The sequence below is a fragment of the Ruegeria sp. AD11(2025) genome (assembly GCF_056542405.1).
The window spans coordinates 109,192-123,135 of record NZ_JBQFZU010000009.1; the positions used below are offsets into that span (position 1 = coordinate 109,192).

13 protein-coding genes and 1 tRNA gene are annotated in these 13,944 nt (G+C 55.3%); 8 read left to right on the top strand and 6 right to left on the bottom strand.

All coding sequences use genetic code 11. From position 1 onward, the window contains the following. Positions 1-6 precede the first annotated feature (6 nt). The 3 genes from tmk to ACR1XY_RS11175 are packed head-to-tail and all read right to left on the bottom strand — an operon-like array spanning position 7 to position 2,998. Positions 7-630: a dTMP kinase gene (gene tmk / locus ACR1XY_RS11165; protein ID WP_480593203.1), complete on the bottom strand. Its 624-nt coding sequence runs from the start codon at positions 628-630 to the stop codon at positions 7-9. Next, positions 627-1,793 carry a D-alanyl-D-alanine carboxypeptidase family protein gene (locus ACR1XY_RS11170; RefSeq protein ID WP_480593204.1) on the bottom strand — a complete coding sequence of 389 codons (1,167 nt, stop codon included), beginning with the start codon at positions 1,791-1,793 and terminating at the stop codon, positions 627-629. The genes tmk and ACR1XY_RS11170 overlap by 4 nt, the downstream gene beginning before the upstream one ends. 17 nt (positions 1,794-1,810) lie before the next feature. Continuing rightward, positions 1,811-2,998: an SPOR domain-containing protein gene (locus ACR1XY_RS11175; RefSeq protein ID WP_480593207.1), complete on the bottom strand. Its 1,188-nt coding sequence runs from the start codon at positions 2,996-2,998 to the stop codon at positions 1,811-1,813. Between the two features lie 202 nt (positions 2,999-3,200). Here ACR1XY_RS11175 and ACR1XY_RS11180 point away from each other — a divergent pair. Then, positions 3,201-3,290, top strand: a tRNA-Ser gene (locus tag ACR1XY_RS11180). A gap of 375 nt (positions 3,291-3,665) precedes the next feature. Here ACR1XY_RS11180 and ACR1XY_RS11185 read toward each other — a convergent pair. From ACR1XY_RS11185 to ACR1XY_RS11195, 3 genes are all read right to left on the bottom strand, one after another. After that, the gene (locus tag ACR1XY_RS11185; protein ID WP_480593209.1) at positions 3,666-4,364 is read right to left on the bottom strand and encodes a hypothetical protein; all 699 of its coding nucleotides are present in this window, start codon (positions 4,362-4,364) and stop codon (positions 3,666-3,668) included. 221 nt (positions 4,365-4,585) lie between these two features. Next, the gene (locus ACR1XY_RS11190; RefSeq protein WP_480593211.1) at positions 4,586-5,146 is read right to left on the bottom strand and encodes a hypothetical protein; all 561 of its coding nucleotides are present in this window, start codon (positions 5,144-5,146) and stop codon (positions 4,586-4,588) included. Positions 5,147-5,573: 427 nt separating this feature from the next. Then, on the bottom strand, positions 5,574-6,353 hold the full coding sequence (locus ACR1XY_RS11195; protein WP_480593214.1) for an MOSC domain-containing protein: 780 nt from the start codon (positions 6,351-6,353) through the stop codon (positions 5,574-5,576). A 395-nt stretch (positions 6,354-6,748) separates the two neighbouring features. Here ACR1XY_RS11195 and ACR1XY_RS11200 point away from each other — a divergent pair, with 395 nt between their 5' ends. From ACR1XY_RS11200 to ACR1XY_RS11230, 7 genes are all read left to right on the top strand, one after another. Further along, positions 6,749-8,068, top strand: a complete 1,320-nt coding sequence (locus ACR1XY_RS11200; RefSeq protein ID WP_480593216.1) for an ABC transporter substrate-binding protein — start codon at positions 6,749-6,751, stop codon at positions 8,066-8,068. A gap of 83 nt (positions 8,069-8,151) precedes the next feature. Next, positions 8,152-9,099: a carbohydrate ABC transporter permease gene (locus ACR1XY_RS11205; protein WP_475211458.1), complete on the top strand. Its 948-nt coding sequence runs from the start codon at positions 8,152-8,154 to the stop codon at positions 9,097-9,099. Next, a complete protein-coding gene (locus ACR1XY_RS11210; RefSeq protein WP_170336529.1) occupies positions 9,096-10,034 on the top strand; it encodes a carbohydrate ABC transporter permease in 939 nt (312 codons plus the stop codon). Before ACR1XY_RS11205 ends, ACR1XY_RS11210 begins: the two co-directional genes overlap by 4 nt. Next, positions 10,031-10,219 (top strand): hypothetical protein, encoded by a 189-nt coding sequence (locus ACR1XY_RS11215; RefSeq protein ID WP_480593218.1) that lies wholly within the window; start codon positions 10,031-10,033, stop codon positions 10,217-10,219. Before ACR1XY_RS11210 ends, ACR1XY_RS11215 begins: the two co-directional genes overlap by 4 nt. Positions 10,220-10,221: 2 nt before the next feature. After that, positions 10,222-11,319 (top strand): ABC transporter ATP-binding protein, encoded by a 1,098-nt coding sequence (locus tag ACR1XY_RS11220; protein ID WP_480593220.1) that lies wholly within the window; start codon positions 10,222-10,224, stop codon positions 11,317-11,319. Next, on the top strand, positions 11,312-12,304 hold the full coding sequence (locus ACR1XY_RS11225; RefSeq protein WP_480593222.1) for an ABC transporter ATP-binding protein: 993 nt from the start codon (positions 11,312-11,314) through the stop codon (positions 12,302-12,304). The genes ACR1XY_RS11220 and ACR1XY_RS11225 overlap by 8 nt, the downstream gene beginning before the upstream one ends. Positions 12,305-12,315: 11 nt before the next feature. Next, entirely contained in the window at positions 12,316-13,938 is a 1,623-nt protein-coding gene (locus ACR1XY_RS11230; protein WP_480593224.1) for a dihydroxyacetone kinase subunit DhaK, read from the top strand. The last annotated feature ends 6 nt before the right edge of the window (positions 13,939-13,944 follow it).

Consider the following 13,944-nt stretch of genomic DNA (forward strand, 5'->3'; position numbering starts at 1 on the left):
CGTCTGTCACAATGATTGCAGGACGATTTCTGTCACATCCTGTGCAACGCTGTCCATGTCCCGATTGCCGTCGATCACACGGAAACGGTCCGAGAATTCGTCCGCCAGCGCCAGAAAGCCCGCGCGCATCTTTTCCTGCAGATCGATGCCGAAATCCTCGAACCGCTCTTCGGTGCCCTGGCGACCTTTGGCGCGGGTCAGGCCGGTTTGCGGATCCATGTCGATCAACAGGGTTAGGTCGGGTTCGCGCCCGATCATGAGTGCGTGCAACTGGTCGACCAACCCACGCAGGTTACCGCGCGAAAGGCCCTGATACATGCGGGTGCTGTCGGCAAACCGGTCGCAGATTACAACCTTGCTTGCGGCCAGCGCTGGTTCGATGGTGCGCTCCAGATGATCCCGGCGCGCGGCGGTGAACAACAACAGTTCCGTCTCGGCCGACCAACGGTCGGGGTCGCCCTCCAGAACCAGACGACGGATTTCCTCGGCCCCGGCTGATCCCCCGGGTTCGCGCGTCAGGACGACCTCTTGGCCCAGATTACGCAGGTGATCCGCAAGCATACGCGCCTGCGAGGATTTGCCTGATCCGTCAATGCCTTCGAAGGTCAGAAACAACCCGGGTCTCGTCACAATGCGTCCAGAGGATTGCCGATCACGTCGGTCAGAACAATACCGCCCACGGTCATCATACGCACCACAAACCCTCCGGTCGCAACGCTCTCAGCAGCCACCAGGGGGCGTCGGATTTCCGGCAGGCCCTCGGGCTTGATAACCAATTCGGCCAGTTGTTGACCCTTTTCAACCGGTGCGTTAACGGGGCCGTTATAGACCACTTCGGCCTCAATATCCTTGTCGCCCAGCACCGGGAACAACAGGGACAGATCCTCTTCAGGAACCAGATCCACGGTCTTCTTCGCCCCCATCCAGATATTGGCCTGTGCTATCGGCGTGTCCGCGCTGGCAACCGTCCTCTCGACAAAATTTCGAAACGACCAGTTAACCACGGCCTCAGCCTCCTCTGCGCGGCGGGCGGTGCTGTCGAGGCCGGTGAGAACGAAGATCACCCGGCGATCGCCTTGCTTGGCCGAGCCGACAAGGCCATATCCGGCTTCTTGCGTGTGGCCGGTCTTCAGTCCGTCTGCGCCGATCCCCAGTTTCAGCAGCGGGTTGCGGTTGCGCTTGTTCGACGGCGCGCGGCCATCGAATTCAAACACTTCCTCGGCAAACAGGGGATAGTATTCCGGGAAGTCCGAGATCAGCCGATCTGCAAGTACGGCAAGGTCGTGTACTGACATCATGTGACCCGCTGCGGGCCAGCCGTTGGAATTGGAAAAGTTCGAGCTGTCCATTCCCATCTGCTTGCCGCGCTGGGTCATGTAGCGGGCAAACCCGGCCTCGGTTCCATCGGGGCTGAGCGCTTCGGCGATCACCACGCAGGCGTCGTTACCAGACAGTACGATAATGCCGCGCAACAGGTCCTCGACCCGGACGCGGTCCTGCGTGTTCAGGAACATGGTCGAGCCGCCATAGCTCATCGCGTGTTCGGAAACCGGCAAGGTTTCATCCAGCGTCAAACGGCCATCGCGCAGCGCCTCGAAGGCTACGTAAAGCGTCATCAGCTTGGACATCGACGCTGGCGGAAGCGGCAAATCCGCCTCTTTGGACAGAAGCACTGTTCCGGTTGTCTGATCCATCACATAGGCCGCGCGGGCCTGCGTGTCGAAAGCATGGGCTGGCAGGGCAAACAGCGCCAGCCCAAGGGTCAAAACAGATGATCGCAGTGAGGACAGCACGGGGGGCCTCCTTTGTTTCAGTTTTTGACAGTGAACGCGTCGGTAAAGCCAAGATCCTTGACGTCGCGCTGTATCGCATTGCGTTCCGCGCGGGTTTTCGCCGGCCCAACCAACACGCGCCAGACCTTTTTGTCGTCGGACTTCAACTCACGAATATCGGCGGACATGCCATTTCGCTGAATCTTCGAAACCGCGCTCTTGGCGTTGGCTTCGACATTGAAGGTTCCGACCTGAACAAATGGTTTGGCCAGCGAGCGCGGGGTCTTTTGCTGAGAGTTTACAGCAGCGGTCGTGCTGACCGGGGTCGGCTCTGCCGAGTCGATGGCGGCCGCTGCGCCCGCGATGGGGTCCAGAGGTGTTTCGGTGATCGTGTCGGTTTTCTTCTTTTGCCACCATTTCCGTTTGGCGGGTTTTTTTTCGGGCGCAGTGACCTCCGGGTCCGACAGGGTGGGGGCCGGAGTCGCCTCGGCGACCGTTTCAACCGCTTGTTCTGCCGCTTCGGTTGTTGCCTCGGCTGCAGAGTCGGTCGCCGCTGCAGCAATTGCTCCGGTTGCGCCAGCGGCGGCAACCTTTTCCTTCTTTTGCCACCACTTGCGCTTGGCTGGCTTTTCCGCGTCGACCGCTGTGGATTCGGCCACATCGTCCTGAGGTTTGGTGTCATCCGTTGCAGGCGCGGTTTCTACTGTTTCGATTTCCGGGGTTTCTTCCGGTTCCGGTTCTTTTGTTTCGACCGGCTTGCGCCGCAGGGCGGTGACCTCGACCTTGGTTGGCGCCCCGGCAAGGATGCCCAGCTTCTCTGCCGCTGCCGAGGACAATTGCAACGCCGGTCCGGGCTGGCTTCTTTCCCGCCGGAACAAGGCGCCGGTAATGGATTTGTTGTTGGCCGTGTTCTTGATTACCACGCGTTCGGGCTGGGTAACGTCGGGATGGGCGACCCAGATGCCGCCCAAGGAAGGACGGCCATCCCAAAGACCGGCCTCAACCACGTTGAATACTTCCGGAGCTTCAACGGAGTCAGCCGAGGTTTTCGAATAATCTGGGAACAGCTCGAACTTATCATCGGTCTGGGCGTCATCACTTGGGGCGTCTGCTGATGAAGCGCCTTCCGGAGACAAGCCTTCCTCGCAACCAGCCAGAACTGCCAATCCCACGACAAGCACCGCCAGCGATCGCGGTTTTGCGCGTGTCTCACTCGCTCGTTTCATTTTGTCATCCCTTGCCTGAAGAGGCCTCGTTTCCTGAGCCCCGTCGCCGATCGCCGGTTCTGTCGTGCCGGTCTGCTACGGTCTTTCCCGCAAAGCATAACGTGGGCACAGTGCCATGGAAAGACCACTGCGCGCGCTTCGGCGAGATTTCCCTATTTGCTCTTGCCACCGTTTCAACTTGGCCTTAGACCCGGCTCCACGCGGGGAGGTGGCAGAGTGGTCGAATGCGGCGGTCTTGAAAACCGTTGGGCGTGAGAGCGTCCCCAGGGTTCGAATCCCTGTCTCCCCGCCACCCATACCTGTCTCACTTCAGTTGTCTTTTCTGATCCGGAATTGTGTCGCAATTCCCGCGCGTTGGCGCATGCGCTATCAATCTGAGACGGAGCAGACCGTACATTCAGAGGACAATTCAGGCCCCAGTCTCAGTGCCGCATTTTGGCGGGGTCGCTTTGGGCTGGATTTCCCTGATTACCTGCAATTTACAGGGAAATTTCGTCAAACGAGACTGAAATCCGGCACATTTCATGTCAGAACTGCATGTTTTTCAAAGGCTTATGTTTCGAATTTCCTGGAAAGTGGCACAGGGAATTTTCTCGTGCGTCCAGGGAATTGTTCCGCCGGATCTGGGAGGGCAAACCCTGTATCAGGGAGGCCGCATCTGAAGGTTTTAGAAGCCGAACAGGCGCGCCTGTTCGGCCCAGTCAAGTGGGTGGGTGACGCTGACCAGACGCTTGAGTGTGAGTTTGGGCGACTGGGTGCCGTCGAGAATCGCGGCTTGAATCTTCGGTGAGAGAAAGGCGAGCTGGGTGCGGGTGCGGGTGCGGATGAAGGCGCCGGGGAGATTTTCCCGCTGCGCGATATCCTTCAGTTGAACACTGGCTTTCAGATCACGGGCCCAGCCATGGGCGCGGAGCAGCATAGTCCGGAGGTGGGGTTCGGGTTGGTGCGCCATGTCTCCAGCGATGACCTTAGCCTCGACGCCGCGGCGGCGAAGGTTGAAGGATGCAGTGATGTGTGTGAGATTCGGGTGCAGAAGATCTGCAGCGATGCCCAGTGAGTTTTCCAGGGTATTACGGTTCAGTTCGAGGTCGATCTGTCCTCGTGCAATTCCGCCGCTGGCCAGAATATTAGCGCCGACCTGACCGCCATGGCGTTGAAGTCGGGTTACTAAATCCGCAACTGAAGTCTGCACTGCCTCCGCTGACCCGGCCTCCGGCTGCGCCAGTACCTGGTGCGCGGCGGAGGCGTCTTGCAAATGTCTGACGAAAACATCAATGACAGCGTTTTCCAGCGCAGCGCCGGGAAGTCGCCAGCCGGATTTATCCTTGCCGCCCGAGGTCAGTCGATTGAAGACGAAGTAGCGCAACCGTCGGCCTTCGCCGTGGTGATCATAGCCAAGCGGCAGGTTGCTTCTTACGGGGCTGCGTTCAGAGAATTGGGCGCGCTCAACAAACAAAGATCAGGACGGTGGCTACGGATGTTTCCAACTTGGCATTCAACCGATCTCTCTGTGCTGCAGTGCATGCATTCAGACAAAAGTCTCTAGGGAAATTTTCCTCCATCGACCTGATGACCGGTCAATGCCAACTAATTTGTGTTCAGTAAACCTTGGGTGAAAGAGGTCAAATCAACAATCTCATCGGCGTGGCATTCCCGATCCGAAGTCAGTGTAGCCTGCACCCAAGTGCAAGCTCCTGGCGACGAATCTGGACAGATATTTCGGACCAACACGGTCAGGCCGTGCTCTGGTATATTGGCGACACAGGTTCCATCGGGCAGCCGTGCACTCACTTCAATACCATCTGATGATAATTTCTCACACAGATCGGGGGCCACAACTCTCTCTGCGGACACGATGCAGTTCCAGCTGCCTGGATAGATGTGATAGTTCGCCATAAAGCCGATACGGGAAAAGTAACCGTATGTGTCATTCTGCCAATCAGTGGTGAAGCCTTGAGATTCAAAGCTCTCCCGTAAGCTTGCAGCAGTTGTCCTTCCAGACGCACAGGTCGCATTGAAAACTGCGACGATATCAACCGATCCGGACGAAATAGCGGCCCTTGCATCTGGCGCCTCGGCGACGACGGGACCAGTTGTTCCGATTGATAGCGAGAGTAAGATCCTCTTGAGGGCTATTCGACCGATCATCGGTCCAACCTCTTTTTTTAAGATTCCTTAACGGTGTAGAGCTGTCATATGGTGCCGATTGCGTTCGGCTTCGAAAGCGGATATGCCCTCGAACTTTGCCAACAACATACGAAGGTTTGGCTGCGAAAAGCAACTTTCCAATCAGTCACAACCGATCATCTCGTATGCCTGGGTGTCCCGCTTCTTTCCTGTTTGAGCGCAAAGTACTCAACGTCGGGATTGTCCCGCAAGGCGGCCGATGTCTGCAATGAACCCAAAGCGACCGCTGTTGAACTCGCCAGATATCGTCAGCTGTTGGTTTGTGAACCCCGGCGGTTCCTTCCAGTTTCGGCTACGACTTAGAAAAAACTAGCATAGGAGTAGACTTTTCTCACTTCAAGGAACGCGGCTCAAGGCTCCTGAAAAGCCACATTGGCGGGGGCAATGTTCAAGCGAGTACTTCCCCAGTTTGACCGATAGTTAGCGTTCCACCATTAACCACCTCGACATAGACGCCCATATCCATATGGCCCATCAACTTCCGAATAAGGTAGGGTATCTTCAGGTCCCGCTCGGCCGTTTCCGGGTTCACTTCAGTGGCCGCACACCTTTTCGTGCGTGAGAGTATCTTTAACTCGACATCGCCAAATCTTAGGACTGATCCAACTGCATCCAGCTCAGAAAATGAAGGTAAACCGTCGATCTCGATATTCGCTCGAAAGCGCGCAGGGTGGATTTCTGCGTTCAGTTGTTCACCCAACTTTTCCACAGAGGCCAGGTTCAAAACGGATATCGCGTTCATCATTTTCAGCGATACCACAGATACATCTGTAAACCGATGAGGAGTTGACGAGACGAACTTTGGCGGTTCGGGATCTTTTAAGTCGATCTCTGAGGCAAGGAAACTTTCCGCATTCATCCGATCTTCAGGTATTCGCATATTAAAGCGCTGTGTCTTTCCGTTCGCTTTGATCTCAAGATCTTGGGTCCTGACATCAAAACTAGTCTGAATGCCTGCCAATGCAGCCTCATTCAACAAAACGACAAAACGATCTTTCGGCAGTGGCTGAGGGTTCTGCACGTCGAAACCGGAGTTGTATCGAGCAAATCCGAACAGGCGATCACCTGGAAGGCCCTCTCCTGCTTGCAGCGTCACGGTTTGCATGGGCTCGGAACTCAAGCCTTTAATTGGGTAGCGGTTTATTCGGACGATAGAGAGATTGTTCATATGTCTGTACCTGACCAAACGAGTTACGCGATCCAGAGTGATCCGTGCTGTTTGACGCTAACTCCAATTCTCAAAGGTATCGACCAATTAATCTGTCAGTGCTTCAGAAGCGGGTTCCTAAACTTGTCGGCCACGTGATGGCAGCGATTGTGGGCTGCGCCAATATTAGTCGAAATGGCCATTTAATGCCTCGCTGCTGAAAATACATGCGCATCAATGCCGTTAAACAATTTCGCTAAAAATCAACAACTCAGAAGCAAAATCAGCGACCTTCTCTGGCTATTTGAGGTACGGACCTCAAAAATTTCTGGACTTGAGGTGCGTACCTCAAATAGCCTTGGAAGTATGCCGCGATTCGCACATCCTCGATTGACGGCGAAAAAAGGGAGGAATGGATGACTTACACAAAACTGGCCTCGGCCAGCGCAATAGTCCTTGCCGCTACTACTCTTTCTACCAAGGCAAATGCTGAAGATCTGACACTCTGTTGGGCTGCATGGGACCCGGCCAACGCGCTTGTTGAGCTATCAAAAGAATTCGAAGCAGAATCCGGCCACACGATGAACTTCGAATTTGTTCCCTGGCCAAATTTTGCTGACCGGATGCTGAACGAGCTGAACTCTGGGGGTAAGCTCTGCGACCTATTGATTGGTGACAGCCAATGGATCGGCGGTGGCGCTGAGAATGGTCATTATGTCCAGCTGAACGAGTTCTTTGATGCTGAAGGCATTAGCATGGACGATTTCGCGCCGGCCACTGTCTACGCGTACTCGACCTGGCCTAAGGGTACACCAAACTACTACGCGCTGCCTGCGATGGGTGATGCTAATGGCTGGTTCTATCGCAAGGACTGGTTCGAAAACCCCGAAATCCAAGCCGCATACAAAGAAGCAACTGGTCAGGACCTACGTGAACCCCAGTCCCAGAAAGAGTTGTTGCAGATCGCGCAGTTCTTCCAAGGTCGTGAAATCGACGGAAAGACAGTCTACGGGGCAGCAATCTTTACCGAGCGCGGCTCGGAAGGGATCACCATGGGTGTGACCGGAGCGCTGTATCCATGGGGTTTCAAATACGAAAACACTCCGGGCTCATACGACATGGAAGGCGCCGTAAACTCACCGGAAGCAGTTGAGGCTTTGGAATTCTATAAGGAGTTCTACAAAACGGCGACGCCTCCGGGATACACCAACTCTTACATGGGTGAGAGCTTGGATGCCTTTAAGTCCGGTCAGGTTGCCATGGCTATGAACTGGTTTGCGTTCTTCCCAGGTCTTTATGCCGATCCCAATACCGGCGGTGACAAAATCGACTTTTTCGTGAATCCACCGCAAAATCAGGCTGGCTCAACACTGGGCGGCCAAGGCATTTCTGTTGTCAGCTACTCTGATAAACAGGATGCCGCACTTGAGTACATAAAGTGGTTCGCGCAGCCAGAAGTTCAGGCCAAATGGTGGGAGCTAGGCGGCTACTCGGCACATAACTCAGTGCTGGAAGATCCTGGCTTCGTAGATAGCCAACCGTTTGCCGGTGACTTCCTAGAAGCAATGGGTGGGGTGCAGGACTTCTGGCAGGAGCCCGCTTACGCGGAGCTACTTTTGGCGATGCAGAAACGCATCCACGACTACGTGGTTGCCGACCAAGGCACAGCTCAAGAAGCGCTTGATCTTCTGATCGAAGATTGGACGGAGGTCTTCGAAGACGAAGGCAAGCTGTAGCCCGGACGCAGGCAGGAGCGGGTGCGAACCCGCTCCACCTTCTCCCTCCCGTGAGTTCGAAACCAACAAGAACTGGCAAAGAGATGTCTGACAGGACCGTAGATCGCGTTGCGCAGGCAACGCCGCAGCGAGTTGCGCGAAAAATCCGGGGGCTATCCGACCGCGCGATCGCCTGGATATTCATTTCCCCAACGATATTTCTACTGCTGGCGATCAATATCTTTCCGTTGATCTGGACCATCCAACTGAGCTTTACCAACTACAAGGCCAACCGGATCGGGCGTGAAGTCAAAGATGTCGGGTTCAGGAATTACGAGCGTATCCTGACCGACTCGGACACCTGGCTGAACATGCAGGCGACGGCGCATTTCCTGTTCTGGACAATCTTTTTCCAGGTGTTGATCGGGTTCACTCTAGCGTGGCTGATCAACAAAAAGTTCAAGGGCAATGACCTGTGGACGACGATCATCGTACTGCCGATGATGCTGTCTCCTGCAGTCGTCGGAAACTTCTGGAAGTTCCTCTACCAACCGCAAATCGGCTTATTCAATTACATCGTGTCTTGGTTCACCGGCAAAGACCCGTCGAGCTTTGAAATGCTGGGGTCGGTGACTTTGGCGCCTTGGGCGATCGTGATCGTCGACACCTGGATGTGGACACCTTTCGTGATGCTGATCTGTCTGGCCGGGCTGCGCAGCATTCCCGATTATATCTACGAAGCCGCCGAGATCGACCGTGCCAGCAAGCTGCGGCAGTTCTTCACAATCACAATCCCGATGGTGCTGCCGTTCCTGATGCTCGCTGTTCTGTTTCGTGGGATCGAGAACTTCAAGATGTTCGACCTGGTGGTTCAGCTAACCGGCGGAGGGCCGGGTTCTGTAACGGAACTCACTTCGATCAATCTCAAACGGGAGGCGTTTGAGAAGTGGCGCACCGGCTATGCCTCGGCCTATGCGATCATCCTATTCGTCACCGTGTTCGGCCTTGCGTCGATCTACGTCAAAGCTCTGAACAAGGTGAAACAGAGATGAGCAGTTTTTCCGTCACCGAACCTTCGAACCGGTCCAAGTGGATCGCTGGTTTTCTGGTAATCGCTTATGCCCTGATTACGATGATCCCGCTGGTGTGGATTTTGCTGACTGGCTTCAAATCGCCTGCTGATGCGATCAGCTATCCGCCTAAGGTGGTCTTTGACCCAACGCTAGAAGGCTATGTTAACCTTTTCACCACACGCACGCGGCAAACGCAGGAGTTTCTGGAAGCAAACCCACCACAGAATTGGGCCGATGAGATCGTGCGCCAATACGACATGGTGATTGTCGGACCTTCCAAGTTCGGTGAGCGCTTTATGAACTCGGTTATCATCGGATTTGGCTCGACGTTTCTAAGTATCTTTCTTGGCACCCTGGCTGCCTATGCGTTCAGCCGATTCAAGGTTCCGCTCAAGGACGACCTTCTGTTCTTCATCCTCAGTACAAGGATGATGCCTCCTGTCGCCGTCGCCATCCCGATTTTCCTGATGTTCAGAAATCTTGGATTAAGCGACACGCATTTGGGGATGATCTTGCTGTATACGGGCGTGAATATTTCCTTGGCGGTTTGGTTGCTGAAAGGATTCATCGACGAAATCCCGAGAGAGTACGAAGAAGCTGCCCTAATAGATGGCTACACACGGTTTCAGGCTTTCTACAAAGTGGTGCTGCCGCAAGCCGCCACCGGAATAGCCTCGACAGCCATCTTTTGCCTTATCTTCGCATGGAACGAGTACGCATTTGCAGTGCTGCTGACATCTGCGAATGCGCAAACTGCACCGCCATTCATCCCGACCATTATCGGTATTGGAGGCCTAGACTGGCCTGCCGTTGCCGCTGGCGCAACGATCTTCCTAATCCCGGTCATGATTTTCACCATCCTGATGCGCAAACACTTGCTGCGTGGGATCACATTTGGAGCCGTGCGCAAATGAGCGAATTTCTTACCGGATTGATGCGGCTCCGCCGCGGCCCATGGGAGATGGTTGCGACCATCCTAATCGCGCTGGGTGTCTTCATGCTGATGCAGCCCTTTGTACTGTGGGCCTTCACCTATTCCTTCGTAGTCACGCTGATCGGAACCGTCATGTTCATCATCGTCAGCCATTTCCCGGAGTAGAAATGGCCCAGATCGTAGTCAAAAACGTAAAGAAGATGTTCGGCGATTTCACGGCTGTTCGCGAAAGCTCGTTCACGATTGAGGACGGTGAATTTTTCATGCTGCTCGGGCCATCCGGCTGCGGAAAGACGACGACGCTGCGGATGATCGCAGGCTTGGAACTTCCAACATCGGGTGAAATCTACCTCGACGGCGAAGAAATCAGCCAACGGCCACCCTCAGAGCGAGACATTGCTTTCGTGTTCCAGATGTTTGCGCTGTATCCGCATATGAACGTGCGCAAGAATATCAGCTACCCACTGATATCGCAGGGCATGCCGCGTGCTGCTGTCAAAGCCAAAGTAGAGGAAGTCGCGGGAATTCTGGGAATCAAGGACATCCTCGATAGCCCGGTAGGCGGGCTTTCAGGCGGCGACAGGCAGCGCGTGGCGCTGGGTCGCGCGATTGTTCGCGAACCCAAGGCGTTCATGATGGACGAGCCGCTGGGTGCCCTAGATGCCGAGTTTCGTGAGCACATGGCCGAAGAACTACGCGCGCTTCATGATCGTATGGGCGCGACCACTGTTTACGTCACTCACGATCAGTTGGAAGCCATGCAAATGGGCGACAAAATCGTTGTTATGAACAACGCAGTGATCGAACAATTCGGCACGCCACAGGAGATCTACGACAAACCAGCCACAATGTTCGTTGCAGATTTTATCGGGTCTCCTTCGATGAACTTCCTGCCGTTTCAGGGAAAGGTCGCGCCCGGCTCGGAAATGGTACGACTGAATGGCCATGACGAAGCCGTGCCCAAACTGATGGAAGGGGCGGAAGGTGACTTGGTTTTTGGTGTTCGCCCTGAGCATGTTTTTCTATCGGATGCGAGTGCCTACCGGGCCAAGGTCCTGGCCGCAGAATACTTGGGAACCACCCAGATCGTGACGCTGCAAAGCCCGAACGGGGAACTGAAAGCTCGCATTGATGCGCGCGAAGCCGTTAACCCCGGCGAGAAGGTGGGATTGGAGTTCCGCTCACCCGCAGTAACCTTATTTGAAAAGTCTACCGGGCGCGCGCTGAGGTCCGCTCTGAACGACGAGGTACTAAGCAATGGCTGAAGTCGTGTTGGAGAACATCTCGAAGTCATTTGGCAACGTCAAAGCGGTAGATGATATCTCAATGACGATCCCCAACGGCGCCTTTGTGGTGTTGTTGGGCCCGACTGGAGCGGGAAAAACAACGACACTGAGATTGATATCCGGACTTGAGAAACTGGATTCCGGAACAGTGCGCATTGCCGGGCGCGATGTTGGTATAGATACACCCGCCCAGCGCGATGTGGCGATGGTCTTCCAGCAATACTCGCTGTACCCGCATATGACAGTGCGTGAGAACCTGTCTTTCCCTCTGCGATCGCCGATCCTGAAGACACCAGAGGATGAGATCACGAGAAAGGTCAACGAAGTTTCGGAGATCCTCCAGATCCCGCACAAACTGGACAACAAAGCCACTGAACTGTCGGGCGGTGAAATGCAGCGCGTTTCAATCGGACGGGCGCTGGTGCGCGACCCCCAGATTTTCCTGATGGATGAACCGCTCAGCTCTTTGGACGCCAAGCTTCGGGCGGATTTGCGGGTCGAGCTGAAAAGGATTCAGGCCGATCTGGGGTCAACCTTGCTGTACGTGACCCACGATCAGGTCGAAGCCATGACAATGGCAACGCATATCGGCGTTTTGGAGAACGGCCGATTGGTTCAGTACGGAACACCCCGGGATATCTATGAAAACCCGGGCAGTGTTTACGTTGCCAGCCGGTTGGGTCTGCCACGTATCAACATCCTGCCGTCCGAGTTGTTCGGAGGCGATCACAAAGGCCTGCAGATTGGTCTTCGCCCGGAAAACATCATCGAAGGTGAAGGCAGTGAAGCACGTGTGGTACGTGCCGAGCACCTGGGGGATCAAACGCGGCTGCACCTGAACCTGAATGGTCACCCGGTGGTCACCCTGATTGATGTCCATCAGGATTACCCTTCTGGAAAACTTATAAAAATCCGCCCCCACAACCCGTTGTATTTTGACGCGTCCGGCGCGCGTGTGAACTAAGGAGCAAAAGCATGGCCCAGTTCCTCAACACAAAAGAAACCCTGGTAACAGAGGCCATAGACGGCCTTCTGGCCTCTTCTGGGGGGCAACTTACCCGGTTGGACGGCTACCCGCACATCAAGGTTGTCTACAGGTCAGATTGGGACAAGTCGAAAGTCGCCCTGGTTTCCGGCGGCGGGTCTGGTCACGAACCCGCCCATGCAGGTTTCGTTGGTGCCGGTATGCTGACTGCAGCGGTATGCGGGGAAGTGTTTGCGTCCCCGTCAGTCGAGGCGGTTCTGGCGGGCATTCTTGCGGTCACGGGTGAAGCCGGGTGCTTGCTTATAGTCAAAAACTACACCGGCGATCGGTTGAACTTCGGCCTAGCTGCTGAACGCGCCCGTGCATTGGGCCGCAAGGTAGAGATGGTCGTTGTCGACGATGACATCGCCCTGCCTGACCTACCGCAACCACGCGGCGTGGCAGGAACTTTGTTCGTGCACAAAATTGCAGGCGCGCTTGCAGAAAGTGGTGCTGACCTGGGCACTGTTACCAATGCAGCACGAAACACCATCGCCAAGGTAGTCAGCATCGGTATGAGTCTGGATACCTGCACCGTTCCGGGTTCTCCGAAAGAGGACAGGATTGCGCCCGGCAAAGCGGAACTCGGTTTGGGCATCCATGGCGAGCCTGGAGTACAGCAGGTGGAGTTCTCGAATGCTGTATCGGCTATGTCCACAGTCGTGGAGAAGCTACAGCAAAGAGTGGGTTCTGGGGATTGTGTGGCGTTGGTCAACAACCTTGGTTCCACAACACCGTTAGAAATGGCTGTCCTCACGCATGCCCTGTGCGAGACTGGGATCGCTCGCCGTATCATTGGTCCGGCACCAATGATGACGTCGCTCGATATGCACGGGTTTTCCGTATCCATACTGCCTGTAGATCAGGACGATGTATCGGCGCTTGAAGCTGGTGTTGATCTGGCGGCTTGGCCAGGCGTCAATTCCATCGATCCAATAGAAGTGGCGCCTTTGCCTGATGGCTTGACTCCAATCGATCCAATTCCTTCGAACAATCCCACGACAAGGGAAACGATTTCTCGGTTGTCTGAACTGCTCATCAACGCTGAGAAGAACCTGAACGAGTTGGACGCGAAGTCTGGGGATGGCGACACAGGGAGCACATTGGCGACCGCAGCAAGAGCGTTACAAGGGAGCCTTGACCGAATGCCGCTTGCTGATTTGACACAACTGTTTCCAGCGTTGGGCAATGAATTGAGTCAGACGATGGGTGGTTCTTCCGGCGTGATACTTGCAATCTTCTTCAACGCAGCTGGAGATGCCTGTGCGAGCGGGGCTTCGGTACCGAAGTCTTTGGTCGAAGGCCTGAATCGCGTTAGCCAAGTCGGAGGTGCCAAGGTCGGTGACAGGACGATGATCGACGCTCTAGCACCTGCACTTGCCGCACTCCCGTCTGGCATGACCCATGCGGCAAAGGCTGCCCGCGAAGGTGCGGACAACACGGCTAAAATTCGTCGTGCGAAGGCGGGCCGCGCGGCCTATGTTCCCGAAGAAAACCTAGTTGGACATAACGATCCTGGCGCTGAGGCTGTTGCTTTGTTGTTTGAAGGCTTAGCGCGGGAGATTGAGGGTTGAAGAACA